The organism is Nocardioides sp., from assembly GCF_035697785.1.
Classification (GTDB): domain Bacteria; phylum Actinomycetota; class Actinomycetes; order Propionibacteriales; family Nocardioidaceae; genus Nocardioides_B.
The window spans coordinates 1-26,086 of the sequence record NZ_DASSCL010000136.1; the positions used below are offsets into that span (position 1 = coordinate 1).

The following is a 26,086-nucleotide window of genomic DNA, read 5'->3' on the forward strand; positions in this document are numbered from 1 at the left end:
GTCCGCCCACTGCGCGGCGAGCACGAACTGGCGCGCCTCCACCTCCAGCAGAGCAGCGTTGGACTCGACGATGGCGTCGGCCACTGCCTGCCGCTCGAGGTCGTCCACCACCGGTTCCATACCGATCAACCTAGAGGTGACCACCGACAGAATCCGTGCCCCGGAATCCCTTGTGCACAACGGGATTGGTCTCGACGGGCTCGACCGCCGGAGGGTTCGACCACCGCAGGAGGAGCTCAGCCGGAACGCTTGAGACGTGCGAGCGCTGCTTCCTGGTGCCGGTGGCCGAGCGTCTCGTAGCCGACGATGGTGACGACAGGTGCCAGCGCCAGCACGACCAGGCACCAGGCCATCGAGACGCCGGCTCCGGCCAACACGACGGCGAGCACCAGGACCGCCGTGGTGCCGAGCAGCAGGCCGAGATGGAACGGGTCCTGTCTCCTCAGCATCACCGTCCAGAGCGCGTAGAACATGAGCACGAACCCGGCCACGGGGACGGCGACGCTGAGCACGGTGCCCACCCCACCGATCTCGGTGTGGTCCTCGATGAAGAACGCCGCGACGTGCAGGCCGGCACCGACTGCGGCGATCGAGGCGAAGATCACCATGTGCCCGTAGCCCCAGAAGAACGCCCGGTCCGGCCGCAACTGCAGGACATCCCCGAAGGGCACCGTGAAGTACATCCACCAGATGCCGAACGTGAGTCCGGTCCCGGCGACGGCGATCAGCCCTGCGTCGACGCTCCAGCCGGTCGGTCCGTGCACGACGGCGGACAGGGACGCGACCGTGCCGATGATCCCCTCGCCGAGCGTGATGATGACGAGCAGACCGTAGCGCTCGGCGATGTGGTGGGGGTGGTACGGCGTGCCGCCCTTGTGCCGCTCGGCGATGTACGGCCCCGCGAGCTCGATGGCGTACAGGATGCTCGCCAGGAGGAAGGTCTGACCGATCGGCAGCGACGGGAACACCAGGGCCGTCCAGCCCACCTGCGCGATGATGATCGTCCAGAAGTACGTCAGGTGCGCGGCTCGTCGCGCCGGGTCGTGTCGCGACGCACGCAGCCACTGGAACGCCATCGGCACCCGCATCACGATGTAGCCGGCCACCACCACGCCGTTGTCGAGCGTCTCGCCCTCCTCGAACGACGCGAACACCTCGGGCAGCCCGAGCGCGAGGATGATGACGCCGACCATCTGCACCATCGTCGCGAGCCGGCAGACCCAGTCGTCCTCGTCGTACGCCGAGGCGAACCAGCTGTAGCTGATCCAGGCCCACGCGATCGCGAAGGCCGCGAAGCCGAACCCGAGGATGCCGGTGCTCACGTGGTCCTCGGCGACGTAGTGCGCCAGCTCGTTGGCGGCCTGCCCGAACGCCACGACGAAGACCAGGTCGTAGAGCAGCTCCAGCGGGGTGGCCGTGCGGTGCGGCTCGTGCGGGTCACGGCCGCTCAGCCGGCGGCGACGGTGACCCAGGTCCGGGACCGGGTGGCTCACGGGCACATGATGCCAGTGCGGCCTGGTGGGCGAAGTCACCAGCGATCCCGTTGCCTTCGACAGCCCCGCGTGACACCTTCGAGGGAGCCCCGGAAGCGGGCACCGGACGAGGGAGCTGTACCCGGAGAGCGACAAGACGGCCACGAGGGAGAACCGTCATGTCCTGGCTCGTGCTCGTCCTGTCCGGTGTGCTGGAAGCGGTGTGGGCCACCGCGCTGGGAAGGTCCGAGGGATTCACCCGACCGGTCCCGTCCGTCACCTTCTTCGTCGCCCTCGCGTTCAGCATGGCGGGGCTGGCGTTCGCCATGCGCTCGCTGCCGGTCGGCACCTCCTACGCGATCTGGGTCGGCATCGGCGCCGTGCTCACGGTGGCCTACGCCATGGCGACCGGTGACGAGACGTTCTCGCTGCTCAAGGCGCTGCTGCTCGCGATCATCGTCGGGAGCGTCATCGGGCTGAAGCTCCTGCACTGAGGCGGCTGCACCGAGGCCGGGTCACACCGACTGGCCGGGCTCCGCGGTGTGGTGCGGGTGGCCGTGCGTGCGGCGCTCCTCCTTCATGTTCGCTTCGTGCAGGTGCCGGCTGCCGCCGGCGAGCAGGTCGCGCACCCGGCGCTCGGTGTCGCGGAAGGCCGACCAGTACGTGTCGTCGTACTCCTCGACGACCTGGAACGTCCATCGGCCGGTGATCACGTTGCGGCCGACGATCTCCCGGTCGATCTCGTCGGCCAGCTCGGCGTGCCCCGCCTTGCGGAGCTGCTCGACCGCATCGCCGAGCTGGAGGTCGGCGGTGCCGGTGAGCTGGTGGAAGGAGTAGAGGTGACCGCGAGCGCGTTCGGTGGTCTCCAACGCCTCCGTCAGCCGTCCGACCGCGTCGATGGTTGCCTCGTCAGGGTGGTTGTCCATGCGCCATGTCTACCCGGCGGGCGTGCCTCCCGCACCTGCCGGACGAGCTCTGGTACGAATGGACCGCAGGTGTGCCCGACCGCGGTCGAGCGCACCTTGCCTGCCGGAATCACTACTGCGACTCGGGACGGAGCACACATGCGCAAGCTGGGGATCCTGATCGCGATCCTGTTCGTGCTGTTCTACGTCATCACGCAGCCGGCGGGTGCCGCGGGCGCGGTGAAGGGCGCGGCCGACGCGCTGTTCGTGGCCTTCGAGAGCCTGATCGAGTTCGTCTCGGCGCTGTTCCGCTAGGGCCGCCGGACCATGGGCTGGGTGCGGCGCACGTTCGACCCGAAGATCCGCAAGCACCTGTTGCGTGACGAGGGCGAGGTCATCGTCGACGAGGTACTGCACCACTGGGTCGTCTACATCGTCCCGACGCTGGAGGCGGTGCTCGGTGTCGGCATCTTCTACCTGTTCCTGCTGGCGCCGGTCGACATCGCGTGGCTCCCGTTCACGCTGGCCTTCCTGGTCTGGGGACACGCCTCCTGGCGGGCGCTCGAGGAGTACATGGACCGCTTCGTGATCACCAACATGCGCGTGTTCCGCGTCCGCGGAGTGCTCGCGCAGAAGCTCGCGACGATGCCACTGGGCCGGATCCTCGACATCACCGTGGAGAAGCCGCTCGTCGGTCGCTTCGTCAACTACGGCCACTTCGTCTTCGAGTCGGCTGCCCAAGAGCAGGGACTCCGCGAGATCAGGTTCGTCGGACGGCCCTACGAGCGCGACCTCACCATCCAGCGCGTCGTCCAGCGCTCCGGTCTCCGCGGCCCGCGGGTGATCAACTGAGGTCACGAATCAGCCACGGCGGCGCCAGGAGTGTTGCGCGCGTTCGACCCTGACGGCAGGCTCGCGTCGATGTGGTGAGGGGGACGGACGTGCAACACCAGCTGGCAGCGGTCGACATCCGCGTCCCGGGCCGGTCGGGCCCGGTTCTCGACGGCGTCTCGCTGTCGGCCCCCTCCGGACGGATGCTTGCCGTGACGGGTCCGAGCGGCGCCGGCAAGACCACCCTGCTCAGCGTGCTGGGCGGCCTGCTGCGGCCACAGGCTGGTGCGGCGTCGTACGACGACGGCCCCGTCGGCACCGGCAACGGGGAACCTCGCCGGGGGACCGCTCTCGTGCTGCAGACCTATGGCCTGGTGCCGACCCTCACCGCCGAGGAGAACCTCTCCATCGCGCTGCGTGGCCGCGACGTCGAACCGCGTGCGGCCGTCCAGCGCGCCGGCAGCGCCCTCGAGCGCGTGGGCGTCGGCGACCTGACCGACCGGCTCATCGCCGAGCTGTCCGGCGGGCAGCGGCAGCGGGTCGCGGTCGCACGTGCCCTCGCGGTCGAGGCCGACGTGCTGCTGGCGGACGAGCCGACGAGCGAGCTCGACGAGACCAACCGCGATCTCGTGATCGCCGAGCTGCGCGCCGAGGCCGACCGCGGCGCCGTGGTGGTGGTGGCCACGCATGACGTCGAGGTCGCCGCGCAGTGTGACGACGAGGTCCACCTGGTCGACGGTCGCGTCGCGGGCCCGGCCACCGTGGGCTCCCGCCCGACGGAGCCGGCCGAGCCCGGGCACGAGCACGACCTCTACAAGCGGCCGGGATCGTGAGCGCCCCCGCCCTCCAGCGCACGGGCGTCGCGGTCCGGTGCGTCAACGTCGTGCAGATCTACACCACCGCCGGTGGCCACGACGTGGTCGCCCTGCGCGGGGTCAACCTCGACATCCGGCCGGGGGAGCAGGTGGCGCTGCTGGGCCCGTCCGGTTCCGGTAAGTCCACGCTGCTCAGCCTGTTCGGCGGGGTGCTGCGCCCGTCGGCCGGCAAGGTGCTGATCGATGGACAGGACATCTCCCGGATCCGCGAGGCCGACCTCGGCCGGCTGCGCTCGGGCACGGTCGCCTCGCTGCTGCAGGGGGCGAGCCGCAACCTGCTGCCCTACGCGGGGGCGCTGGAGAACGTGGAGTTCGCCCGTCGGGCCGTGCCCGCCGGGGTGCGACGCCGGCTGCTGCCGGCCGCCGAGCTGCTCGACCGGCTCGGCATGGGCGGCCTCGCGCACCGGTCGATCGCGGGCATGTCCGGGGGCGAGCGGCAGCGGGTCGCCTTCGCCGCCGCGATCTCCTCCGGCGCCGGTCTGCTGCTCGCGGACGAGCCGACCTCGCAGCTCGCGCACGACGACCGGGACGCGATCCTCGAGCTGATGCACCTCGTGAACAGCGAGTTCGGCACGACGGTCGTGCTGGTCACCCACGATCCCGAGGTCGCGGCCGGGATGCCGCGCAGCATCACGATCCGCAACGGCCGGATCGGCTCCGAGGGCCGGCACGGCTTCGAGTTCGGCGTGGTCGACGAGGACGGCGCCGTGCACATCCCCGACGAGCTCGCGACCCGCTTCCCTGCCGGCATGCTGGTCCAGTTCGAGCAGACCCCGGACGGCGTGCTGCTCCGACCGGTCGACGAGCCGGGGGAGAGCCGGTGAGGATCCTGCTCGCGGGGCTGTGGGACCGCCGGGGCATCAACGCTGCCGCCCTGCTGGTGATCTGGGTGGCGGTGACGGCGGCGGTGCTCGGCCCGATGTACGGACGGGCGTCGTCGGAGCACCTGGTCGACACCCGGCTCGAGGCCCGCGCGCCGTACACCACCGGCCTGTCGTTCTCCGTCGAGGCGCTGGATGGGCTGCCGGACGACCCCGATGCCTACACGCCGCCCGACCCACAGTCGCTGGTCGAAGAGTCCTCGGCCGCCGTCGCCCAGCAGGACCCGGGCCGCACGTGGCCGGTGGAGACCGGCTGGCTGCTGGACCGCGGCGGCTCGATGGAGTACGGGGCGACGACGTTCCAGGTACCGCTCTACTGGCGCGACGGCATGTGCGCGCTGGCCGACGTCCGTGGTCGCTGCCCGGCCGCCGCCGGCGAGGTGCTCGTGCAGCGGGTCATGGCCGAGACGCTCGGCGTCGGCCCCGGCGACACCCTGGAGCTGGGGTACGTCGACCGGTTCCTCGAGGAGGTCGCGGACGGGAGCACGATCGAGCGGGAGCGCGGTCGGCAGCGGACCTTCGACGTCGTGGGCACCTACGACGTCGCCGACCCGGACTCCCCGGAGTGGTTCGACCTGTCGCGGTTCACCGGGATCGAGAACCTCATCCCGCCGCCGCCCAAGGGGGAGTCCGCACCGCCGGCGGCACCGTCGCTCCTGGTCGCCCCGGCCTCGATGGACTCGCAGACCTTCCGGGGTGGGGTGGACCGCCCCGTGGACCCGGGTGCCGTGGACCTGGCGACGATGGATCGCGTGGAGGCCGCCGCCCTGCGCTACCAGGACCGGCTGATCGAGCTGAGCAGTGGCGGCGAGGTCGAGCAGCTCGAGCTGTCCACGCTGTTCGACGAGATCCGCGCCGAGCGCAGCCTGCTGCAGCGGGTGATGGTGGCCGCGCTCGCGCCGCTGGTGGCGCTGTCGCTGCTGCTGCTCTACGCCCTGGCCGCGGCCGGCTCCGCGCTGCGCCGTCCGCACGTCGCCCTGGCGAAGCTGCGCGGCCACTCCGGGCGCCAGGTGTTCGGGTTCGCGGTCGGCGAGCCGTTCCTGGTGGTCGCCCTCGCCGTGCCGCTCGCGCTGGGGTCGGCCGTGCTGCTCGCGCATTTGATCGCCCGCGTGTGGCTCACGTCGGGCATCCCCGTCCTCGTCGACGGCATCGCCTGGACGGCACTGGCCGCGGTCGCGGCGTCGGCGCTGCTGGCGTCCGCTCTGGCGGCCCTCGACGTGATCCGCGAGCCCCTGTCCCGCGCACTCGCGTCGGCGCTGTCGACGAAGGGCACGTCGCGTGCGGCGCTGGTGCTGCGCAGCGCCGTCGTCGCGGTCGCGGTGGCGGCCGTCGCCCAGCTGCTCACGTCGGCCGACCAGTCCAGCCAGCTGCTGGCGCTCCTCGCGCCGCTGCTGATCGCGCTCGCCGTGGCCGTCGGCGGGGCCTGGCTGCTCAAGGCGGCCAGCGCGCGCTGGCTGCAGCGCACGACGTTCGCGCGGGGCACTCCGGCGTACCTCGCCTCCCGCCGGCTCGCCCGCCGCTCCGACCTGGCGAACCTGATGATCCCGCTGCTGCTGGCGGTCAGCGTGATCACGTTCGCGGTGTCCGCGTCGGCCGTCTCCGACGACTGGCGGGTGAGCCGGGCGCGGGCGGAGGTCGGCGCCGCCCGCACGTTCGTGTCGGAGGTGTCGGTCGGCCGGCTGCTGAACGTGACCCGGGAGGTCGACCCGGAGGGTCGCTATCTCGCCGCCGCGGCCGTCGAGAACGCCGGCGACGACATGAACCGGCGGCTGCTCGTCGACAGCACCCGGTTGTCGACGGTGGTCGCCTGGGACCCGGCCTGGTCGGAGGAGTCCCTGAGCACCCTGCAGCGCGAGCTGCGACCGCCGGCCGACCGGATGACGTTCCGGGGCGACGAGCTCTCGGTGACCACCACTGACGTGTCCCTGGAGTCGTCCTCGGGGGAGATCTCGGTGCTCTGGGTGCAGTACGTCAACGACGACGGCGAGCAGCGCAACGCGGAGCTCGGGGTCCTCCGCGACGGATCCGGGCCGCGCACGCTGACCGGTGCGGTTCGCGAGTGCGACGACAGCTGCACGGTCGAGCAGCTCTTCATCACCGGTGAGGGCCAGTCGGTGCTCGACGTCGACGGTCGGCTGACCCTGTCCGGGGTCGCCGTCGACGGCGAGCCGGTCGACTGGCGGCTCGGCGAGCCGGAGGCGTGGCGTGCCGCGCGGCCGTTCCCCGTCTCCCTGGTCGACCCGCCGGTCGAGCTGCTGCCGCGCAGGGACGGGCTCCGGCTGAACCTGTACCTCGGCCAGCTCCCACCCGGCGTCGACGACGAGCCCACGATGGTCGCCGGCGTCGCCCGGATCACGCCGGCGGACGTCCCCGACGTGGTCCCGGTCGTCGTCGCCGAGGGCACGGCAGCCGACCCCGCGCGACAGGCCGGTGCCGGGACCGCAATCGAGTACGACCGCTCCACGATCCGGGCGGCCGGTCTCAACGGGGGACTGGTGCCGGCCCGGGTGGTGGCCGAGGTGCACGCGCTGCCCGGGTTGGGAGACGAGGGCGCGATGGCCGACCTGGAGACCTCGCTGGTGGAGTTCGAGCCGCCCTTCGGTGCGGCGGTGCTCCCGCAGCTGTGGGTCGCCGACGGTACGCCGCAGTCGGTGCTCGACGAGGTCGAGGCGGCCGGCGTCCCGCTCACACCGATCGGCGACCTCGAACGGACCCTCGACGGCCTTCGCGGCGACGCGTTCAGCCTCGGGCTCCGGCTGTTCCTGGTGGTGGGCCTGGCCACCCTGCTGCTCGCGGTGTTCGGGGTGTTCGCGTCCGCGGTGCTGCAGTCCCGCTGGCGCTCCTACGAGGTCGCGTCCCTGCGCGTCGTGGGGATCTCACCGCGCACCCTGCTCCGCGCGTCGGTGCTGGAGTACGTCGTGATGCTCGGCCTCGCGGTGCTGCTCGGCCTCGGTTCGGCGTACCTCGCACTGCGGCTCGTGCTGCCCGCGCTCAGCCTCGGCACCGCCGCTGAGCACGAGCCGTCCCCGCTGTACGCCACGCACCTGCCGGTGCTGCTCGGAGTCGGCGGCGCGCTCTTCGCGGTCGCGACCCTGATCGCGCTGCTGGTGTCGCGCCGGATCGTCCGGCTGGGCCGGCCCGCGACGCTGAGGTGGGCCGACCAGGGCTGAGCACGGTCGCTAAGGTTAGGCTTGCCTAAATCGACCCGTCCCGACCGGAGAACCGCCCGTGCCCCAGTCCGTCGCGCCCCGGCTCGGGCTGCTCGTGCTGGCGGGGGCCCTCGTCGTGATCACGCTCGCCAGCCTCGCCTGGGGGGCCCGCGAGATCGCGCCGGGCGTGGTGTGGCAGGCGGTGATCGATCCCGTCGCCGGCGTCAACGACCACGCGGTCGTCCGTGACCTGCGGCTGCCACGCACCGTGGTCGGGCTGGTCGCCGGCGCCGCGCTCGGCGTCGCGGGGGCACTCCTGCAGGGCATCACCCGCAACCCGATCGCGGATCCCGGACTGCTCGGCGTCAACGCCGGCGCCTCCCTCGCCGTCCTCGCCGCCATCTCGCTGCTCGGCATCGGCTCGGCGGCGGGCTTCGTGTGGTTCGCCTTCGTCGGCGCCGCACTGGCGGCGGTGATCGTGTACGTCGTCGCCTCCCTCGGCTGGGGCGGTGCGACCCCGGTCAAGCTCGCCCTGGTCGGCGCCGCGTTCACGGCGATCGCCACCTCGGCGATCACGCTGGTGCTGCTGACCGACGAGAGCGTGCTCGCGCAGTACCGCTTCTGGTCGGTGGGGTCGCTGGTCAACCGGCCCTGGTCGACCGTGGCCGTCGTGCTCCCGTTCGTGCTGGTGGGGCTGGTCCTCGCCGTACCCACCGGCCGGTTCCTCAACGCCACGGCGCTCGGTGACGACCTCGCCCGGGGCCTCGGCCAGAACCTGCTCGTCGGTCGGCTCATGGTGGCCACCTCGGTCGTGCTGCTCTGCGGGAGCGCGACCTCGCTGGTCGGACCGGTCGCCTTCGTCGGGCTGATGGTGCCGCACGTCGCGCGGATGATCGTCGGCCCCGACTACCGCTGGGTGCTGCCGTACTCCGCCCTGCTCGGCCCCGTCGTCCTGCTCGTCGCCGACGTCGCCGGGCGGCTGGTGGCCCGGCCGGCCGAGATCGAGGCGGGCCTGGTGGTCGCGGTGATCGGGGCGCCGGTGCTGATCGCGCTGGTACGACGGTCGCCGGAGGTCAGCTCGTGACCACCGACCTGCTCACGCCCACGCGGGACGCGGCCGACCGGCTGCACGCCGTGGCCGTGCGCCGACGCCGGCGCGGCGTGCTGGTGAGCTCCGGCCTGGGCCTGGTCACCCTGGCCGTCGTGGCTCTGAACCTCTCGGTCGGCGACCTGCCGGTCCCGTTGTCGCAGGTGCTCGCCACCCTTGTCGGCCGGGGGGACGAGACCTCGACGCTCGTGCTCGTCGAGTTCCGGCTGCCCCGACTCGTGCTCGGCGCGCTGGTCGGCGTCGGCCTGGGCCTCGCCGGCGGGCTGTTCCAGAGCGTGCTGCGCAACCCGCTCGCGAGCCCGGACGTCATCGGCGTCACGCAGGGCGCGAGCGTGGGTGCCGTCACCGGACTGCTGGTCCTCGGCCTGTCGGGCGCCTGGGTGGCCGCGGCCGCCCTGGTCGGCGCCGCCGCGGTGACGACGGTCAACCTGGCGCTGGCCTGGCGTGGGGGCGTGACCGGCTACCGGTTCGTGCTCTGCGGGATCGGCCTGGCCTTCGTGGCGACCAGCGCCCTCGGCTACCTGCTCACCCGCAGCGACGTGCGTGACGCACAGGCGGCGCTGGTGTGGCTCAGCGGCTCGGTGTCGTCGGCGACGTGGGAGGGCAACGCCCGGCTCGCCGTCGCGCTGGCGGTCCTCGTCCCCGCGGCGCTCGCGATGGCACCCCGGCTGCGGATGCTGGCGCTCGGCGACGACACCGCCACCGCGCTCGGCGTACGAGCGGGCCGGGTGCGGGTGCTGGCCCTGGTGACCGGCACCGCCCTGGCCGCGGTCGCCACCGCGGCCGCCGGCCCGGTCGCGTTCGTGGCGCTCGCCTCGGCACCGATCGCCCGCCGGCTGGTCGGGGACGGACGGGTGGCGCTGGGGTCCACGGCGATGGTCGGGGTCACCGTGGTGACCGCCTCCGACTTCGTCGCCCAGCACCTGCTCCCCGGCCTCGAGGCGCCCGTCGGGATCGTGACGGGTCTCGTCGGCGGCGCCTACCTGATCTGGCTCCTGGCAACCACGACCCCCGGAGGCGCTCGATGAACCGGCCCGGACCCCCGCCGCTCGTGGCCGAGTCCCTGACGCTCGGCTACGACCGCCGGCAGGTCGTGCACGGGGTCGACCTCAGCGTGCCGACCGGTCGGGTCACCGTGGTCGTGGGCGCGAACGGCTGCGGCAAGTCCACGCTCCTGCGCGGCCTCGGCCGGCTGCTGCGACCCACCTCCGGTCGGGTCACGCTCGGCGGCGAGGACATCGCGTCGCTGGGCGCGCGTCGGCTCGCGTCGGTGCTGGGACTCCTGCCGCAACAGCCGATCGCGCCAGAGGGGATCACGGTCGGTGACCTCGTCGGACGGGGCCGGTACCCGCACCAGGGCCCGTTCCGCCGCTGGACGACCGAGGACACGGCCGTCGTCGCGCATGCCCTCGCCGCGACCGGCACGCAGGACCTGGCGGACCGCCGCATGGAGGAGCTGTCGGGCGGGCAGCGGCAACGGGTCTGGATCGCGATGGCACTGGCCCAGCAGCCGGAGGTGCTCCTCCTCGACGAGCCGACCACCTACCTCGACGTCGCCCACCAGGTCGAGGTGCTCGACCTGCTCGCCGGGCTCAACCGCGAGCGGGGCACCACCGTCGTGATGGTGCTGCACGACCTGAACCTCGCCGCGCGCTACGGCGAGCACCTGGTGGTCATGGGGCAGGGACGGGTGCTGCGCGAGGGCGACCCGAACGACGTGCTCACCGTCGAGACGGTGCGGGAGGCGTTCGGCCTGGAGTCCGTCGTCGTCGCCGACCCGGTCACCGGTGGCCCCCTGGTCGTGCCGGCGTGAAGTTAGGTTAGCCTTGCCTAAGTTGTGCGGCGCGGGTGCGTCGTACCCGAGCAGACGAGGTAGGCAGATGAGGCAAGCGCTCCACCGTTCCTTCCGTGCGTCGGCCGCCGTGGTGGTCACGACGGCGATGCTGGCCCTGGCGGCCTGCGGCGGAAACCCCGAGTCGGCCGACGCCGACAGCGCCGGCGCGGACACGGCGTTCGAGCCGGTCACCATCGAGCACGCGTTCGGCGACACCACGATCTCCGAGCAGCCCGAGCGGGTGGCCGCGTGGGGCTGGGGCTCCGCCGACGCCGCGATCGCGCTCGGCGTCGTACCGGTGGCGGTGCCCGCCCAGACCTACGGCGGCGACGAGGACGGGATGCTGCCCTGGAACAAGGAGGCCATCGAGAAGGCAGGCGCACAGATGCCGACCGTGCTCACCGAGGCCGAGGAGCCGCCCTACGAGGAGATCATCGCCGCCGACCCCGACGTGATCCTGGCGACGTACTCCGGGATCACGCAGGAGCAGTACGAAAAGCTCTCCAAGATCGCCCCCACGGTGGCGTACCCGGACGAGGCCTGGGCCACGCCGTGGCGCGACGTCATCACCACCACCGGAGAGGCGCTCGGCAAGAGCGACGAGGCGGAGAAGGTGCTCGCCGACATCGACGCCGAGGTGGCGGCGGCGGCCGCGGCGCACCCGGAGTTCGAGGGCAAGTCGATCGCCGCGGTGGCCGACTTCGGCTCGTTCTACGTCTACCGCTCGGCCGACCCGCGCGTGCAGTTCCTCGAGGACCTCGGCTTCGAGCTCGCGCCGAGCGTGGACGACCTCGACACCGAGGAGTCGACGTTCTTCTACACGCTCAGCTACGAGAAGGTCGACCAGCTCGAGTCCGACGTCCTGCTGTCCTACGCGGACAGCGAGAAGACGCAGGCCGCGTTCCGCAACTCCGCGTCGACCAAGACGATGCAGCAGTACGACGCCGGCACGATCGCCGAGGCGACCGGGGAGGAGCTCGTCGCATCCGTCTCGCCACCGACCGCGCTGTCGCTGACCTGGGGCCTCGACGACTACGTCGCGCTGCTGTCGGAGGCGGTGACCTCGGGGTCCTGACCGCTCTCCCGGCCGTTGGGGGTGCCCTAGGGTGAGGCGCCATGGCGAGGAAGCTGCCGTTCGACCCGATCGACGAGGCCGCCCGGCAGTGGGGACGCCGCTGGGAGGCGGTGCCGCACATGCACGCGGTCACGTCTCTCATGCGGGTGCACCAGCTGGTGCTCGGCCAGCTCGACGAGATCCTCCGGCCGCACGGGCTCACGTTCGCGCGCTACGAGGCCCTGGTGCTGCTCGTCTTCTCCCGGGAGGGCGCGCTGCCCCTCGGGAAGATGGGGGAGCGCCTGCAGGTGCACGCCACGTCGGTGACCTCCCTCGTCGACCGTCTCGAGTCCGCCGGCCTCGTCGTACGACGGCGGCACCCCGAGGACGGCCGCGCCGTGCTCGCCGAGATCACCGAGGCGGGCCGCGCGGCCGTCGAGCGCGCCACCACCGACCTGGTCGGCGCGCGGTTCGCCCTGACCTCGCTGTCGGAGGACCAGCTCGGCGAGCTGTCCGCCCTGCTGCGCCCGGTGCGCCAGGACGCCGGCGACTTCTGACGCCACCTCGCCCGTTCGACAGGATTAGTTGGACGTCCTACTATTTTGGTATGGCGGATGACAATTCGAAGGGCTCGACCACCGAAGCCGACAGCGCGCGCAGCCGCTGGGAGCAGCGCTACGAGAAGTCGCTCGCCCAGGGGCGGGTGCGCGACATCGACTTCACCACGCTGTCGGGCATGGAGGTCGAGCCTGCCTACGGCACCGACGAGAGCGAGTGGCCTGGCGAGTTCCCGTTCACCCGAGGCCTCTACGCCACCGGCTACCGCGGCCGGGCATGGACGATCCGCCAGTTCGCCGGCTTCGGCAACGCCAAGCAGACCAACGAGCGCTACAAGATGATCCTCGGCCGCGGCGGCGGCGGGCTCAGTGTCGCGTTCGACATGCCCACGCTGATGGGCCGCGACTCCGACGACCCCAAGAGCCTCGGCGAGGTCGGCCACTGCGGTGTCGCGGTCGACTCCACCGTCGACATGGACGCCCTCTTCGACGGCATCCCGCTTGGTGACGTCACCACCTCGATGACGATCAGCGGCCCGGCCGTGCCGGTGTTCTGCATGTACCTCGTCTCGGCCGAGCGCCAGGGCATCGACCCCGGCGTGCTCAACGGCACGCTGCAGACCGACATCTTCAAGGAGTACATCGCGCAGAAGGAGTGGCTGTTCGCCCCCGAGCCGCACCTGCGCCTGATCGGCGACCTGATGGAGTACTGCGTCGAGAAGATCCCGGACTACAAGCCGCTCTCGGTGTCCGGCTACCACATCCGCGAGGCCGGCTCGACGGCCGCGCAGGAGCTTGCGTTCACGCTCGCCGACGGGTTCGGGTACGTCGAGCTCGGCCTCTCCCGCGGTCTCGACGTCGACGTGTTCGCGCCGGGTCTGTCGTTCTTCTTCGACAGCCACGTGGACTTCTTCGAGGAGATCGCGAAGTTCCGCGCCGCCCGCCGCATCTGGGCGACCTGGCTGCGCGACGTCTACGGCGCGAAGTCCGAGAAGGCGCAGTGGCTGCGCTTCCACACCCAGACCGCGGGCGTCTCGCTCACCGCGCAGCAGCCCTACAACAACGTCGTACGCACCGGGATCGAGGCGCTCGCCGCGGTGCTCGGCGGCACCAACTCGCTGCACACCAACGCCCTCGACGAGACCCTCGCGCTGCCGAGCGAGCAGGCCGCCGAGATCGCGCTGCGCACCCAGCAGGTGATCATGGAGGAGACCGGCGTCGCCAACGTCGCCGATCCGCTGGGCGGCTCTTGGTACGTCGAGGAGCTGACCGACAAGCTCGAGGCCGAGGCCTACGCGATCTTCGACCAGATCCTGGCGCAGGGCGGGTCCACGACGTCGTCGCGCGACCACGAGACCCTGGCCGCCCAGGTGCGCGAGGCCACCGGGAAGGCCGACGCCGCCGTCTGGCCGATGACCCGCGGCATCCTGCGTGGCATCGAGGAGGGCTGGTTCATGTCGGAGATCGCCGAGGCGGCCTTCCAGTACCAGACCGCCCTGGAGAAGGGCGAGAAGCGGATCGTCGGCGTCAACTGCCACGAGCAGTCGGTGACCCACGAGCTGGAGATCCTGCGCGTCTCCCACGAGGTCGAGGTGGACCAGGTGCGCGACCTGTCGAAGCGCAGGGAGGGCCGCGACCAAGCCGTCGTGGACGAGGCGATCGGCCGGATGCTCGAGGCCGCGCGCGGCGACGCCAACATGATCCCGGCGATGCTCGACGCCTGCCGCGCGGAGGCCACGCTGGGCGAGATCTGCGACGCCCTGCGCGCCGAGTGGGGCGAGTACCGGGAGCCCGCGCGGTTCTGATCCGCGGGGGCTCGTGACGAGGGACGTGGTGGCGCTCGGCAGAATGGCCCCATGACCCAGCAGCCGTTCTCGCGCCCCGGTGCCGTCGACCTGTCCGCCCTCAAGCGTCCCGCAGGAGGCGCGCCTGCCACTGCGCCCGGCGCGGGCGCGGGCAGCTACACCGTGGCGGTCACCGAGGCGACGTTCCAGTCGGTGCTCGAGTCGTCGATGAACGCGCTGGTGCTGCTGGTGTTCTACTCGCCGAGCCAGATGCCGGCCAGCGTGCAGCTGGCCGACGACCTGTCGACGCTCGCCGACGAGTTCGAGGGCAAGTACCTCCTCGGGCGGGTCGACATCGACACCGCCCCGCAGATCGCGCAGGCCGTGCAGATCCCGTCCGTTCCGTTCGTCGTCGCCGTCGTCCAGGGCCGGCCGATGCCGCTGCTGCAGGACGTCGCCCCGATCGACGAGCTGCGCGCCGCGCTCACCCAGGTCATGGAGCAGCTCGCCACCCAGGGCGTCACCGGGCGGCACCAGCCGCTCGCCAACGGGGCTCCCGCGGCCGGCGACGACGAGGAGGAGGTGGTCGACCCGCGCTACGCGCCGGCCCAGGACGCGCTGGCCGCAGGCGACCTCGACGGCGCCGTCGCGGAGTACCAGAAGCTCGTCGACGCCAACCCCGCCGACGCGGAGGCCGCGGGCGGGCTGGCGATGGCGAAGGTGCTCCAGCGCACCCAGAGCGTCGACCTGCAGGCGGCTCGGCAGGCCGCGGCCGACCGGCCCGACGACGTGGACGCCCAGACGCTCGTGGCCGACCTTGACATGGCGGGGGGCCACGTGGACGACGCGTTCGCCCGGCTCGTCGACCTGGTCCGGCGTACGACGGGGGAGGAGCGGGACAAGGCGCGCACCCACCTGCTCGGACTGTTCGCGGCCGTGGGCAACGACGACCCGCGAGTGCTCAAGGGTCGGCAGGCCCTCGCCTCCGCGCTGTTCTAGCCGGACCCGGCGAGCCGGGCGCCGAGCACCTTGACGATCGGCCAGGCGCCGGCGGTCCGGTTCGAGATCACGGTGTAGGTGACCGACGTCGAGGGCTGGTGCAGGCTCGCGAACGACACCCCCGCGTCGGATCCCTCGAGCCAGACCGCGTCGCCGGTGGCGGCCAGGTGGAACCCGAGGCCGTAGCGCTTGTCCTCCTCCGGCCAGTCGCTGTGCGGGCTCACCATCTGGTCGACTCGGTCCGGGGAGACGATCCGGCCGGCGAAGAAGGCGTCCCAGAAGGCGCTGAAGTCGGCGGCGGTCGAGTAGATGCCCCCGTCGCCGGTGCCGAGCACGGGGAGGTGAAGCACGTTCGTCCTCAGGCCGTCGTCGAAGAGGTAGCCCAACGCGGCACGTCCAGGCAGCTCGTCGGAACGCAGGAACGCCGTGTCGACCATGCCCGCGGGCTCGCTGACCATCGTGCGGACCAGCTCGTGGAACCCCACGCCGCTGGCCCGCTCGGCCAGCAGAGCAAGCAGCACGTAGCCGCCGTTGTTGTAGGCGAACCGCTCACCGGCCGGCGATACGGTCTGGTGCCCGTCCAGCACGCGCAGGTACTGCTCGGTGGTCGCGAGCTCATGCACCGGCACCGGCATCACGTAGGCGTTCCGGTCGTCGAGCTCGTCCTCGTCGAGGTAGTCGCCGATCCCGGACCGATGTGCCAGCAGGTGCTCGATCGTCACGTCGTCGGCGATCAGCGGCAGGTCCGCGCCGAGCAGGGAACGGGCGGTGGTGCCGAGCTCGAGCGTCCCTCGCTCCACGAGGCCCATGACCACCAGCGCCGTCAGGCCCTTCGTCCCGCTCGCGGTCGCGAACAGGGTCTCGACCGTGTTGGGGATCCCGTGCGCACGGTCGGCGAGCCCGTAGGCCTTGAAGAGCTCGTTCTCACCTGCGCGATCGAGGCGGACCGCACCGGAGAACCCGCTGCGCGCCGACGCCTCGTCCACCGCTTCCTGTAGTGGCTGCATGGCGGGGAGCCTACGCAGCCTTGCCGTTCCCGGGACGGGTTGTTTGACTGGCGACGACAAGGAGATGGCACACATGGGCGAGCTGCACGTCAACATGAACATCACGCTCGACGGGGTGATCCAGGCCAACGGTGGTCCCAACGAGCAGGACGGGGACTTCCCGTACGCCGGTTGGGAGCGCCCGTTCTGGGACTCGGAGTCCGGCGCACAGATCGAGGCGGACGTGCAGGCATCCGACGCGCTGCTGCTGGGCCGCACGACCTACGACATCTTCCGGGGCTACTGGCCGGGCCAGACGGATCCGATCGGGCGGGCCTTCGACCGGGTGCCCAAGTACGTCGCGTCCCGTGGCACGCCCGAGCTCTCCTGGGACGCCAGCACCCAGGTCGCCGACGCGGGCACCCAGGTCCGTGGGCTGCGCGAGCGTCATGAGCAGGTCCACACCTGGGGCAGCGCCGACCTGCTGCAGACCCTGTTCCGCGAGGCCCTCGTCGACCAGGTGAACCTGTGGATGTGTCCGGTGGTGATCGGTCAGGGCAAGAGGCTCTTCCCCGAGGGCACGACGGCCAGCCGGTTCGAGCAGGTCGAGCCGCCGACGTCGTACCCGGGTGGGGTGACGCTGCTTCGCTTCCGGCGCCTCGAGGGCCCTCCGCAGACCGGATAGCCGTCGGCTCCGTCCGCCGACCGTTGAATCCGGGCCGAAGTGGTACTAAGGCAGTAGCACGTGCCGTCCACGGAAGGTGAGCCATGGCCAGGTCCGCACCCGACCGCGACATCGACGAGCGCGAACTCGACTTCGACGGGCCGAAGCGAGCCGCCGCGGGTGCCACCGCGGTCGCCGTCTCGATCAAGCGCGCCGTCGAGCAGATGGGCGTGCGCCGCACCGCGCAGACCCTGCTCAAGCTCAACCAGCCCGACGGCTTCGACTGCCAGGGGTGCGCGTGGCCGGACCCCGACCCGGAGCACCGGCACACCGCGGAGTTCTGCGAGAACGGTGCCAAGGCGGTCACCGAGGAGGCCACGCTCCGGCGCGTCGACCGCGACTTCTTCGCGACCCACCCGCTGAGCGAGCTGGCGGAGCGGACCGACTACTGGCTGGGCCAGCAGGGCCGCCTCGTCGAGCCGATGGTGAAGCGGTCCGGGTCCGACCACTACGAGCCGATCTCCTGGGACGACGCCTTCAGCATGGTCGCGCGGCACCTGCACGACCTCAAGTCCCCCGACCAGGCGGTGTTCTACACGTCGGGGCGCACGTCCAACGAGGCGGCGTTCGCCTACCAGCTGTTCGTGCGTGCCTTCGGCACCAACAACCTGCCCGACTGCTCCAACATGTGCCACGAGTCCACGTCGATCGCGCTGTCCGAGGTCATCGGGATCGGCAAGGGGAGCGTGCACCTCGAGGACCTCTACGCCGCCGACCTGATCGTCATCGTCGGGCAGAACCCCGGCACCAACCACCCGCGCATGCTCACCGCCCTCGAGAAGGCGAAGAAGCACGGCGCGAAGATCCTCGCCGTCAACCCGCTGAAGGAGGCCGGCTTCGTCCGCTTCCGCAACCCGCAGACACCCCGGGGCCTCAGCGGGGTCGGCACCGAGCTCGCCGACCTGCACCTGCCCGTGAAGGTCAACGGCGACCTGGCGCTCTGGCAGGCGATCGGCTCGCTGCTGCTGCGCTGGGGATCGGTCGACCGCGACTTCGTCGACCGGCACACGGTCGGCTTCGACGAGTGGGCCCGGCACGTCAAGGACGTCGACTGGGCCGCCGTGGAGCGCGCCACCGGCCTGCCGCGCGACCAGATCGAGAAGGCCGCGCAGATGTTCCGCGACTCCTCGGCGACCATCACCTGCTGGGCGATGGGCATCACCCAGCACCGCAACGCCGTGGCGACGATCAAGGAGTTCACCAACGTCGCCCTGATGCAGGGCAACATCGGCAAGCCCGGCGCGGGCCTGTGCCCGGTGCGCGGACACTCCAACGTGCAGGGCGACCGCACCATGGGCATCTGGGAGCGGCCGCCGCAGCACTTCCTCGACGCGTTGCAGCGCGAGTTCGGGTTCGACCCGCCGCGCGAGCACGGTTTCGACACCGTCGAGTCGATCCGGGCCCTCCGGGACGGCCGGGCGCGCGTGTTCTTCGCCGTCGGCGGCAACTTCGTCAAGGCGGCCCCCGACACGCACCTGACCGAGAAGGCCATGCAACGCGCCGCGCTGACCGTGCAGGTGTCGACCAAGCTCAACCGGTCCCACGTCGTGACGGGCGACGAGGCCCTGATCCTGCCGGCGCTCGGGCGCAGCGAGAAGGACCTCACCGGTGGCCGCGAGCAGCGGGTGACCGTCGAGGACTCCATGTCGGCGGTGCACGCATCACGCGGTCCGCTGAAGCCGGCCGGCCCGCAGCTCCGCTCCGAGGTCGACATCGTCTGCACGCTCGCCCGGACCGTGCTCGGTGACCGACACGACCTGCCCTGGGAGGCGTGGCGCTCCGACTACGGCGAGATCCGGCGCAGCATCGCGCGCGTCGTCCCCGGTTGCGCGGCGTACGACGAGAAGGTCGACCAACCGGGTGGGTTCGTGCTGCCGCACCCGCCGCGCGACTCGCGCACGTTCCAGACCGACTCGGGGCGGGCGATCTTCACGGTCAGCCCCATCGACGTGCTGCACGTGCCCGAGGGACGCCTGCTGATGCAGACGCTGCGCTCGCACGACCAGTTCAACACCACGATCTACGGTCTCGACGACCGCTACCGCGGTGTCTCCAACGGCCGACGCGTGGTGTTCGTGCATCCCGACGACATCACCGCGCTGGGCCTGCGGGACGGCCAGCACGTCGACCTGGTGAGCGAGTGGGTGGACCCCGACAAGGAGGCGGGCGAGGTCGAGGAGCGCTCGGCCCCGTCGTTCCGGGTCGTCGGCTACGACCAGCCGCGCGGGTGCGCGGCGGCGTACTACCCCGAGACCAACCCGCTCGTGCCGCTGGACTCCACCGCACTCGGCAGCAACTGCCCGACGTCGAAGTCGATCATCGTGCGCCTCGAGCCGGCCCGGGACCGGGCGGCCGGCAGCACCGGCGACGGTGGCGCCGAGGGCGAGGACGAAGGGCACAAGTCGCGGGTGGCGCCCGACCAGCTCAGCTGACGCGAAGGGTCAGGCCCGGCCCGACTCGGTGTACGGCGTGCCGCCGGGACCGCGCAGCGCCGTCAGGGCCGCCTCGACCCGGCGGGCCGTGAAGTCCGCCGCTCGTTCGTGCACCTGCACGAGCGTGCAGAACTCCGCGTCGCGGATCTCCCGCACCTCCTTGACCATCCCGTCCAGGATCGCGGGGTCGTGGGAGCCGCCGTCGAAGACGAGGCACAGCGCGTCGTCCCAGCCGCCCCACGGCGGCAGCCAGTCGGTCACCAGCAGCTCGCCAGCGGAGATGGTGAGGCCGAGCTCCTCCTCCACCTCCCGCGCGACCGCGAGCCGTGGTGACTCGCCGACCTCGACCACGCCACCGGGCAGGTCCCAGTCCTGCTTGTAGGTCAGCCGGCACATCAGCACCCGGTCGTCCGGGTCGTGGACCAGCATCTGGGAGATCGCACGCTTGCGGGGCAGGAACGAGTTGAGCAGCGCGCGGAAGCCGACCGGGTCGGTCACCGGCGGGTCCGAGCGGAGCCGGGCGTAGAGGACCGAGTCGTGCCGCTCGCCGAACAGGTCCTCGCGGGCCCGCATCACCCCCTCGCGGAGCAGCCCGGCCCGCGTCGCCAGCCGCTTGGACCGCTCGTTGGCGGTGTTCACGTAGGCCTCGACCCGGATCAGCCCGAGCTGGTCGAAGGCGTAGTCGACGAGCATCCGGACGGCGCGGACGCCGTAGCCGTGGCCGCGGTGCCCGGCGTACAGCGTCCAGGAGAGCTCGCCGATGCCGCCTTCCTTGGTGCGCACCTCGACGTTGCCGACGATGGTGCCGTCGACCTCGACCAGGAAGTTCACCGTCGAGCGGTTGTCGGCGTACCCCTGCCGCCAGCGCTCGATCGCGGCGACCTGCTGCTCACGGCTGGGTGTCACCTCGGGGAAGCCGAACCAGTGCCGGATCTCCTCGTCGTGGCCGGCGAGCGCCGCCTCCGCGTCCTCGAGCCGCCACGGGCGCAGCACCACCACCCCGTCGGTCAGCGTCGGTTGGTCGCCGGGGTGCTGCGCCTCGCTCGCGCTCACGCGTCCGGCGTCAGGAACAGCGCACCGAGCGGTGGCAGCGAGACGGTCGTCGACGCCGGCAGGCCGTGCCAGGGCTCGTCCGCCGCGGTCACCGATCCCATGTTGCCAACGCCGGAGCCCGCGTAGGTCTCGGCGTCGGTGTTGAGCGCCTCGGTCCACGTGCCGGCCGACGGCAGGCCGAGCCTGTAGGAGTGGTGCGGGACCGCGGAGAAGTTGGCCACGCAGACGAGCTTCTCGCCGCCCTTGCCGGTGCGGATGAAGCTGAACACGTTGCTGCTCGAGTCGTTGGCGTCGATCCACTGGAACCCGGAGCCCTCGTTGTCGAGGGTGTAGAGCGCCGGGGTGCGGCAGTACAGCGCGTTGAGGTCGCGCACGAGTGACTGCACGCCGCGGTGGTCGGCATTCTCCAGCAGCCACCAGTCGAGCTCGCGGCTCTCGGCCCACTCCGACTCCTGGCCGAACTCCGACCCCATGAACAGCAGCTGCTTGCCGGGATGGGCCCACATGTAGGCCAGGAAGCAGCGCAGGTTGGCCAGCTGCCGCCACCGGTCGCCCGGCATCTTGCGCAGCAGCGAGCCCTTGCCGTGCACGACCTCGTCGTGGCTGATCGGGAGCACGTAGTTCTCGGAGTAGGCGTAGACGAGCGAGAACGTCATCTGGCCGTGGTGGTACTGCCGGTGCACGGGGTCGTTCTGCACGTAGCCGAGGCTGTCGTGCATCCAGCCCATGTTCCACTTGAACCCGAAGCCGAGCCCGCCGAGGTGCGTAGGGCGGGTGACACCCGGCCACGAGGTGGACTCCTCGGCGATCGTGATGGCGCCGGGCACGCGCTTGTAGGCGGTCGCGTTCATCTCCTGCAGGAACTGCACGGCCTCGAGGTTCTCCCGGCCGCCGTAGACGTTGGGCGACCACTGGCCGTCCTCGCGCGAGTAGTCGAGGTAGAGCATCGACGCCACCGCGTCGACGCGCAGGCCGTCGATGTGGAACTCCTCCAGCCAGTACACCGCGTTGGCGACCAGGAAGTTGCGGACCTCCGTGCGCCCGAAGTTGAAGACGTAGGTGCCCCAGTCGGGGTGCTCTCCGCGCGACGGGTTCGGGTCCTCGTAGAGCGGGGTGCCGTCGAAGCGGGCCAGCGCGAACTCGTCCTTGGGGAAGTGGGCGGGCACCCAGTCGACGATCACCCCGATCCCGGCCTGGTGCAGCCGGTCGACGAGGTAGCGGAACCCGTCGGGGTCGCCGAAGCGCGCGGTGGGCGCGAAGTAGGACGTCACCTGGTAGCCCCACGAGCCGCCGAACGGGTGCTCCATCACCGGCAGGAACTCCACGTGCGTGAAGCCCATGTCGGAGATGTACTCGACCAGGCTGTCCGCGAGCTCGCCGTAGCTGTAGGTGTCGCCGCCCTGGTGCTTCTTCCACGAGCCGAGGTGCAGCTCGTAGACCGACATCGGCTTCTCGTGAGCGCCGCCCTCCTTGCGCGAGGCCATCCAGGCGTCGTCGCTCCACGTGTAGCCGGAGTCGAAGACCACCGAGGACGTCAGCGGCGGCACCTCGGTGTGGAACGCCATCGGGTCGGCCTTCTCGCGCCACTCGCCGTCGGCGCCGAGGATGAGGAACTTGTAGCGGGTGCCGGAGCCCACGTCGGGGACGAACAGCTCCCAGACGCCGGACACGCCCATCTGCCGCATCGGGTGCTCGCGGCCGTCCCAGCTGTTGAAGTCGCCCTTCACGCGGACACCGCGCGCGTGCGGCGCCCAGACCGCGAACGAGGTGCCGGAGACGTCGCCGGTGGGGGAGTCGTAGCTGCGGACGTGGGCACCGAGCACGTCCCAGAGCCGTTCGTGGCGGCCCTCGTTGATCAGGTGCAGGTCCATCTCGCCCAGCGTGGGCAGGTAGCGGTAGGCGTCGTCGCTGGTGATCGGCGATCCGCCGGCGTAGGTCACCTCCAGCCGGTAGTCCGGCGGCTCGGGTACGTCGAGGAGGCCGACCCAGATGCCGCCCTGCTCGTGCTCCAGCGCGACGCGCTTGCCTCCGTGCACGACCACGACCGACTCGGCGAGCGGACGCAGCACCCGAACCGTCGTCCCGCCCCCGTGCGGGTGGGCGCCGAGCACGGTGTGCGGGTCGCCGTGGCTGCCGTTGACGACCTGGTCGAGCACGTCGGGGTCGAGCGGGCGGATCGCAGTGCTCACGGGGCTTCCTCCTGTGCCGGTGCGGCGGTCAGCCGCTCGATGGCGCCGAGCGGGATGCCGATCCAACTGGGTCGGTTGCGCGCTTCGTAGACGGCTTCGTAGACCGCCTTGTCGGTCTGGTAGGCGCGCAGCAGCGTGCGCAGGTGGTCGGGCAGCTCCGGCGGCTGGTCGCGCTCCTCGCCCTCCTTGACCGGATAGGTCGCCTCGACGTAGCCGGCCAGGAACTGCTGCTGGTTGCGCTCTGCCCACTCGGCCGCGCGGTAGGCGATCTGGCTGTTGTCGGTCTCGGCCTGCACGTCGGCCTCGACGGCGTGGGCGGCGTAGTCGAACGACCGCAGCATCCCCGCGACGTCACGCCAGGGGCTGTCGGGCAGCACCCGCTCCGAGAGCGGCTTGGCGGGCTCGCCCTCGAAGTCCACGATCTTCCAGCCGCGGACCGTCCGCAGGGTCTGGCCGAGGTGGTAGTCGCCGTGCACGCGCTGCACCGGCACCGCCTGGTCGATCGCCTCGACGGCGTCGTACTGGCTGCGGAGGGCCTCGGCGAAGGACGCCAGGTCGGGCACCGCCTCGACCGCCGCGTCGAGCCGCTCACGCATGGCGCCGGCGAGCGACTTCAGCTCGTCGGTGCCCCACTCGGAGGTGGGGAACACCTCGCGCAGGGTCCGGTGCACCTCTCCGGTGGCGACGCCGAGCCGGTGTGACTCGGCCGCGAAGTCGCCGCCCACCTCGTCGGCGTGCAGGTCCGCCTCGGCGAACAGGTCGCGGACGCTGGCCAGCGCCAAGTCCCAGCCGTCGCTGGCCGTGCGCAGGAACTGCTGGAGCATCGCGAGGTGCAGCGGCTCGCCGCCGGTGCTGCGATGCCCGGGCGCCTCGACCCAGCCGTAGAGGGCGGCGACGTGCTCGCTGCCGGCCTCGGTCAGCTTGGCGTGGATCTCGATGTCGGGGTTGTGGCCGAAGGTGACCTTGCGGAACACCTTCATCAGGCTGTCCTCGCCGAACGCCAGGGAGGAGTTGCTCTGCTCCCCGGAGAACAGCGTGGAGTGGGTGGTCAGGTCGAGCTCGTGGCCCGGCAACCGGTGGAACGCCAGCTTGCCGTCGTCGTGCTGCTCGTCGAACGCACGCAGCCACAGGATGGTGACCTCCCGGTCGTGCATCGCGTCGTAGGCGTGGACCGGTCCGAGGTCGGGGTCGTCCCACTGGCCGATCTGGGCGTGCTCGAGACGGCCCTGCGGGTCGGCGTAGTAGGCGATGGGGACCTGGTAGGTCTCGCTCTCGCCGCTGTCGTAGGCCAGCGTGACGAGCTCGATGCCGACATAGGGCGTGCCGTCCTTCTCGACGGTGCCCAGTCCACCGACCCGGCGTACCTCGGTGACGGTCGCGGACCGGCCCTTGCCGCCGAACCAGCGGGCGGACTCGATGAACTGCTCGAGGTCGGCCTTCACCGGGAGGTCACCTCCTCGCCGCTCTCGGGCACCTCGGTGGTGAACGGCTCCGGCGAGGTGGGCAGGTTGTGGCGGTCGGTCTCCGGGGTGGGCAGCCGGAACCAGTAGAACCCGTAGGCGCCGAGGGTCAGCAGGTACGGCAGCTCGCCGATCTCGGGAAACCGGACGCCTCCGAGCAGCTCGATCGGGGCGACGCCCTCGTAGCGGCGGAGGTCGAGCTCGACCGGCTGCGGGAAGCGGGACAGGTTGTGCACGCACAGCACCCGGTCGTTGCTGCCCTCCGGCGAGGTGTACTCGCGGACGTAGGAGAGCACGCTCGGGTTGGAGCCGCCCAGGTCGAGGAAGTCGCCGAGTCCGAAGGCAGGGTGCTTCTTCCGGGCGTGGATCATCCGTCGGGTCCAGTGCAGGAGCGAGGAGGCGTTCTCCAGCTCGGTCTCGACGTTGACGCGCTGGTAGCCGAAGACCGGGTCCTGGATCACCGGGAGGTGGAGGCGTCCCGGGGTGGCGACCGAGAAGCCGGCGTTGCGGTCGGCGGTCCACTGCATCGGAGTGCGCACGCCGTCGCGGTCACCCAGCCAGATGTTGTCGCCCATGCCGATCTCGTCGCCGTAGTAGAGCACCGGTGAGCCGGGCAGCGACAGCAGCAGGGCCGTGAACAGCTCCATCTGGTTGATGTCGTTGTCGAGCAACGGAGCGAGCCGACGGCGGATGCCGATGTTGGCCTTCATGCGGGGGTCCTTGGCGTACTCGCCCCACATGTAGTCGCGATCCTCGTCGGCGACCATCTCGAGCGTCAGCTCGTCGTGGTTGCGCAGGAAGATGCCCCACTGGCAGCTCGAGGGGATCGCCGGTGTCTGCTCCATGATCTCCGAGATCGGGAACCGCGACTCCCGGCGCACCCCCATGAAGATGCGCGGCATCACCGGGAAGTGGAACGCCATGTGGCACTCGTCGCCGCCCTTCTCGAAGTCCCCGAAGTACTCGACCACGTCGGCCGGCCACTGGTTGGCCTCGCAGAGCAGCACCCGGCCCGGGTAGTGCTCGTCGACGAAGGTCCGCACGTCGCGCAGGAAGTCGTGGGTCTCCTTGAGGTTCTCGCCGTTGGTGCCCGGACGTTCGTACAGGTAGGGCACCGCGTCGAGACGGAAGCCGTCGATGCCCATGTCGAGCCAGAACTGCAGGGCCTCGAACATCGCCTCGTGGACCTTCGGGTTGTCGAAGTTGAGGTCGGGCTGGTGGCTGAAGAAGCGGTGCCAGAAGTACTGCTGCCGGACCGGGTCCCAGGTCCAGTTGGAGGGCTCCGTGTCGACGAAGATGATCCGAGCCTCCTGGTAGAGCTCGTCGGTGTCGGACCACACGTAGAAGTCGCCGTAGGGACCATCGGGGTCCGAGCGGCTCTCCTGGAACCACGGGTGCTGGTCGGAGGTGTGGTTCATGACGAAGTCGATGATCACCCTGATCCCGCGCTCGTGCGCGGCGTCGAGGAACGTGTGGAAGTCCTCGACCGTGCCGACTTCGGGGAGGATGTCGGTGTAGTCGGCGACGTCGTAGCCGCCGTCACGCAACGGCGAGGTGAAGAACGGCGGCACCCAGAGGCAGTCGACACCCAGCCACTGCAGGTAGTCGAGCTTCTCGGTGAGCCCGGCGAAGTCGCCCACACCGTCGCCGTTGCTGTCCCGGAACGAGCGGACGAGGACCTCGTAGAAGACCGCGGTCTTGAACCACTCCGGACCGTCGTCGGGGAGCCCGTCGGCGGGCGCGGGGCCGGACTCGGTGGTCGAGCCGGTCGAGACCCGTGTGTTGCTCGTCAT

General features: G+C 71.3%; 22 protein-coding genes and 1 riboswitch. Of the genes, 15 read left to right on the forward strand and 7 right to left on the reverse strand.

The annotated features are described in order from the left end of the window. Positions 1 to 236 precede the first annotated feature (236 nt). Complete coding sequence (locus tag VFH10_RS14515; RefSeq protein ID WP_325129784.1) at positions 237 to 1,493, reverse strand: low temperature requirement protein A; 1,257 nt, start codon at positions 1,491 to 1,493, stop codon at positions 237 to 239. A gap of 83 nt (positions 1,494 to 1,576) precedes the next feature. Then, positions 1,577 to 1,638, forward strand: a riboswitch (guanidine-III (ykkC-III) riboswitch). Positions 1,639 to 1,651: 13 nt separating this feature from the next. Between VFH10_RS14515 and VFH10_RS14520 the strand changes: the two genes are divergently transcribed. After that, positions 1,652 to 1,966: a multidrug efflux SMR transporter gene (locus VFH10_RS14520; RefSeq protein ID WP_325129786.1), complete on the forward strand. Its 315-nt coding sequence runs from the start codon at positions 1,652 to 1,654 to the stop codon at positions 1,964 to 1,966. A 21-nt stretch (positions 1,967 to 1,987) separates the two neighbouring features. Here the strand turns inward: VFH10_RS14520 and VFH10_RS14525 are convergent, their stop codons facing one another. Further along, positions 1,988 to 2,398 (reverse strand): hypothetical protein, encoded by a 411-nt coding sequence (locus VFH10_RS14525; RefSeq protein ID WP_325129788.1) that lies wholly within the window; start codon positions 2,396 to 2,398, stop codon positions 1,988 to 1,990. A 138-nt stretch (positions 2,399 to 2,536) separates the two neighbouring features. Here VFH10_RS14525 and VFH10_RS14530 point away from each other — a divergent pair, with 138 nt between their 5' ends. The 12 genes from VFH10_RS14530 to VFH10_RS14585 all read left to right on the forward strand — a co-directional run bounded on the left by VFH10_RS14530 (position 2,537) and on the right by VFH10_RS14585 (position 15,449). Further along, positions 2,537 to 2,692, forward strand: coding sequence for a hypothetical protein (locus tag VFH10_RS14530; protein WP_325129790.1), 156 nt, complete (start codon positions 2,537 to 2,539; stop codon positions 2,690 to 2,692). Positions 2,693 to 2,704: 12 nt separating this feature from the next. Continuing rightward, the gene (locus VFH10_RS14535; RefSeq protein WP_325129792.1) at positions 2,705 to 3,229 is read left to right on the forward strand and encodes a PH domain-containing protein; all 525 of its coding nucleotides are present in this window, start codon (positions 2,705 to 2,707) and stop codon (positions 3,227 to 3,229) included. Between the two features lie 89 nt (positions 3,230 to 3,318). Then, positions 3,319 to 4,041: an ABC transporter ATP-binding protein gene (locus VFH10_RS14540; protein WP_325129794.1), complete on the forward strand. Its 723-nt coding sequence runs from the start codon at positions 3,319 to 3,321 to the stop codon at positions 4,039 to 4,041. Further along, a complete protein-coding gene (locus tag VFH10_RS14545; protein ID WP_325129796.1) occupies positions 4,038 to 4,907 on the forward strand; it encodes an ABC transporter ATP-binding protein in 870 nt (289 codons plus the stop codon). Before VFH10_RS14540 ends, VFH10_RS14545 begins: the two co-directional genes overlap by 4 nt. Continuing rightward, entirely contained in the window at positions 4,904 to 8,134 is a 3,231-nt protein-coding gene (locus tag VFH10_RS14550) for an FtsX-like permease family protein (protein ID WP_325129798.1), read from the forward strand. The genes VFH10_RS14545 and VFH10_RS14550 overlap by 4 nt, the downstream gene beginning before the upstream one ends. 58 nt (positions 8,135 to 8,192) lie before the next feature. Further along, positions 8,193 to 9,197 (forward strand): iron ABC transporter permease, encoded by a 1,005-nt coding sequence (locus VFH10_RS14555; protein WP_325129800.1) that lies wholly within the window; start codon positions 8,193 to 8,195, stop codon positions 9,195 to 9,197. Next, the gene (locus tag VFH10_RS14560) at positions 9,194 to 10,249 is read left to right on the forward strand and encodes a FecCD family ABC transporter permease (RefSeq protein WP_325129802.1); all 1,056 of its coding nucleotides are present in this window, start codon (positions 9,194 to 9,196) and stop codon (positions 10,247 to 10,249) included. Before VFH10_RS14555 ends, VFH10_RS14560 begins: the two co-directional genes overlap by 4 nt. Further along, positions 10,246 to 11,034: an ABC transporter ATP-binding protein gene (locus tag VFH10_RS14565; protein WP_325129804.1), complete on the forward strand. Its 789-nt coding sequence runs from the start codon at positions 10,246 to 10,248 to the stop codon at positions 11,032 to 11,034. Before VFH10_RS14560 ends, VFH10_RS14565 begins: the two co-directional genes overlap by 4 nt. Before the next feature lie 67 nt (positions 11,035 to 11,101). Then, positions 11,102 to 12,130: an iron-siderophore ABC transporter substrate-binding protein gene (locus VFH10_RS14570; RefSeq protein WP_325129806.1), complete on the forward strand. Its 1,029-nt coding sequence runs from the start codon at positions 11,102 to 11,104 to the stop codon at positions 12,128 to 12,130. Positions 12,131 to 12,171: 41 nt separating this feature from the next. After that, positions 12,172 to 12,666: a MarR family transcriptional regulator gene (locus tag VFH10_RS14575; RefSeq protein WP_325129808.1), complete on the forward strand. Its 495-nt coding sequence runs from the start codon at positions 12,172 to 12,174 to the stop codon at positions 12,664 to 12,666. A gap of 50 nt (positions 12,667 to 12,716) precedes the next feature. Then, the gene (locus VFH10_RS14580; protein ID WP_325129810.1) at positions 12,717 to 14,471 is read left to right on the forward strand and encodes an acyl-CoA mutase large subunit family protein; all 1,755 of its coding nucleotides are present in this window, start codon (positions 12,717 to 12,719) and stop codon (positions 14,469 to 14,471) included. A 51-nt stretch (positions 14,472 to 14,522) separates the two neighbouring features. After that, positions 14,523 to 15,449 carry a co-chaperone YbbN gene (locus VFH10_RS14585; RefSeq protein ID WP_325129812.1) on the forward strand — a complete coding sequence of 309 codons (927 nt, stop codon included), beginning with the start codon at positions 14,523 to 14,525 and terminating at the stop codon, positions 15,447 to 15,449. On the opposite strand, the gene VFH10_RS14590 is transcribed toward VFH10_RS14585, so the two are convergent. Then, positions 15,446 to 16,456 carry a serine hydrolase domain-containing protein gene (locus VFH10_RS14590; RefSeq protein ID WP_325129813.1) on the reverse strand — a complete coding sequence of 337 codons (1,011 nt, stop codon included), beginning with the start codon at positions 16,454 to 16,456 and terminating at the stop codon, positions 15,446 to 15,448. The two genes, VFH10_RS14585 and VFH10_RS14590, sit on opposite strands and share 4 nt — an antisense overlap. 73 nt (positions 16,457 to 16,529) lie before the next feature. Here VFH10_RS14590 and VFH10_RS14595 point away from each other — a divergent pair, with 73 nt between their 5' ends. After that, positions 16,530 to 17,120, forward strand: coding sequence for a dihydrofolate reductase family protein (locus VFH10_RS14595; protein WP_325129815.1), 591 nt, complete (start codon positions 16,530 to 16,532; stop codon positions 17,118 to 17,120). A gap of 83 nt (positions 17,121 to 17,203) precedes the next feature. Next, positions 17,204 to 19,591, forward strand: a complete 2,388-nt coding sequence (locus tag VFH10_RS14600) for an FdhF/YdeP family oxidoreductase (RefSeq protein WP_325129817.1) — start codon at positions 17,204 to 17,206, stop codon at positions 19,589 to 19,591. 9 nt (positions 19,592 to 19,600) lie between these two features. On the opposite strand, the gene VFH10_RS14605 is transcribed toward VFH10_RS14600, so the two are convergent. From VFH10_RS14605 to treS, 4 genes are read right to left on the reverse strand one after another with little or no spacing between them, the layout of a single operon-like run. Further along, entirely contained in the window at positions 19,601 to 20,644 is a 1,044-nt protein-coding gene (locus VFH10_RS14605) for an NUDIX hydrolase (RefSeq protein WP_325129820.1), read from the reverse strand. Beyond that, positions 20,641 to 22,833 (reverse strand): 1,4-alpha-glucan branching protein GlgB, encoded by a 2,193-nt coding sequence (glgB, locus tag VFH10_RS14610; RefSeq protein WP_325129821.1) that lies wholly within the window; start codon positions 22,831 to 22,833, stop codon positions 20,641 to 20,643. Before glgB ends, VFH10_RS14605 begins: the two co-directional genes overlap by 4 nt. Then, positions 22,830 to 24,275, reverse strand: a complete 1,446-nt coding sequence (locus VFH10_RS14615; protein ID WP_325129822.1) for a maltokinase N-terminal cap-like domain-containing protein — start codon at positions 24,273 to 24,275, stop codon at positions 22,830 to 22,832. Before VFH10_RS14615 ends, glgB begins: the two co-directional genes overlap by 4 nt. After that, complete coding sequence (gene treS / locus VFH10_RS14620; protein WP_325129823.1) at positions 24,272 to 26,086, reverse strand: maltose alpha-D-glucosyltransferase; 1,815 nt, start codon at positions 26,084 to 26,086, stop codon at positions 24,272 to 24,274. The genes VFH10_RS14615 and treS overlap by 4 nt, the downstream gene beginning before the upstream one ends.

Excerpts from the sequence above, each read along its gene's own strand:
- VFH10_RS14520 (WP_325129786.1), top strand. The coding sequence starts at position 1,652 with ATGTCCTGGCTCGTGCTCGTCCTGTCCGGTGTGCTGGAAGCGGTGTGG.
- VFH10_RS14525 (WP_325129788.1), bottom strand. The coding sequence starts at position 2,398 with ATGGACAACCACCCTGACGAGGCAACCATCGACGCGGTCGGACGGCTG.
- VFH10_RS14530 (WP_325129790.1), top strand. The coding sequence starts at position 2,537 with ATGCGCAAGCTGGGGATCCTGATCGCGATCCTGTTCGTGCTGTTCTAC.
- VFH10_RS14535 (WP_325129792.1), top strand. The coding sequence starts at position 2,705 with ATGGGCTGGGTGCGGCGCACGTTCGACCCGAAGATCCGCAAGCACCTG.
- VFH10_RS14565 (WP_325129804.1), top strand. The coding sequence starts at position 10,246 with ATGAACCGGCCCGGACCCCCGCCGCTCGTGGCCGAGTCCCTGACGCTC.
- VFH10_RS14570 (WP_325129806.1), top strand. The coding sequence starts at position 11,102 with ATGAGGCAAGCGCTCCACCGTTCCTTCCGTGCGTCGGCCGCCGTGGTG.
- VFH10_RS14575 (WP_325129808.1), top strand. The coding sequence starts at position 12,172 with ATGGCGAGGAAGCTGCCGTTCGACCCGATCGACGAGGCCGCCCGGCAG.
- VFH10_RS14580 (WP_325129810.1), top strand. The coding sequence starts at position 12,717 with ATGGCGGATGACAATTCGAAGGGCTCGACCACCGAAGCCGACAGCGCG.
- VFH10_RS14585 (WP_325129812.1), top strand. The coding sequence starts at position 14,523 with ATGACCCAGCAGCCGTTCTCGCGCCCCGGTGCCGTCGACCTGTCCGCC.
- VFH10_RS14590 (WP_325129813.1), bottom strand. The coding sequence starts at position 16,456 with ATGCAGCCACTACAGGAAGCGGTGGACGAGGCGTCGGCGCGCAGCGGG.
- VFH10_RS14595 (WP_325129815.1), top strand. The coding sequence starts at position 16,530 with ATGGGCGAGCTGCACGTCAACATGAACATCACGCTCGACGGGGTGATC.
- VFH10_RS14600 (WP_325129817.1), top strand. The coding sequence starts at position 17,204 with ATGGCCAGGTCCGCACCCGACCGCGACATCGACGAGCGCGAACTCGAC.
- treS (WP_325129823.1), bottom strand. The coding sequence starts at position 26,086 with ATGACGAGCAACACACGGGTCTCGACCGGCTCGACCACCGAGTCCGGC.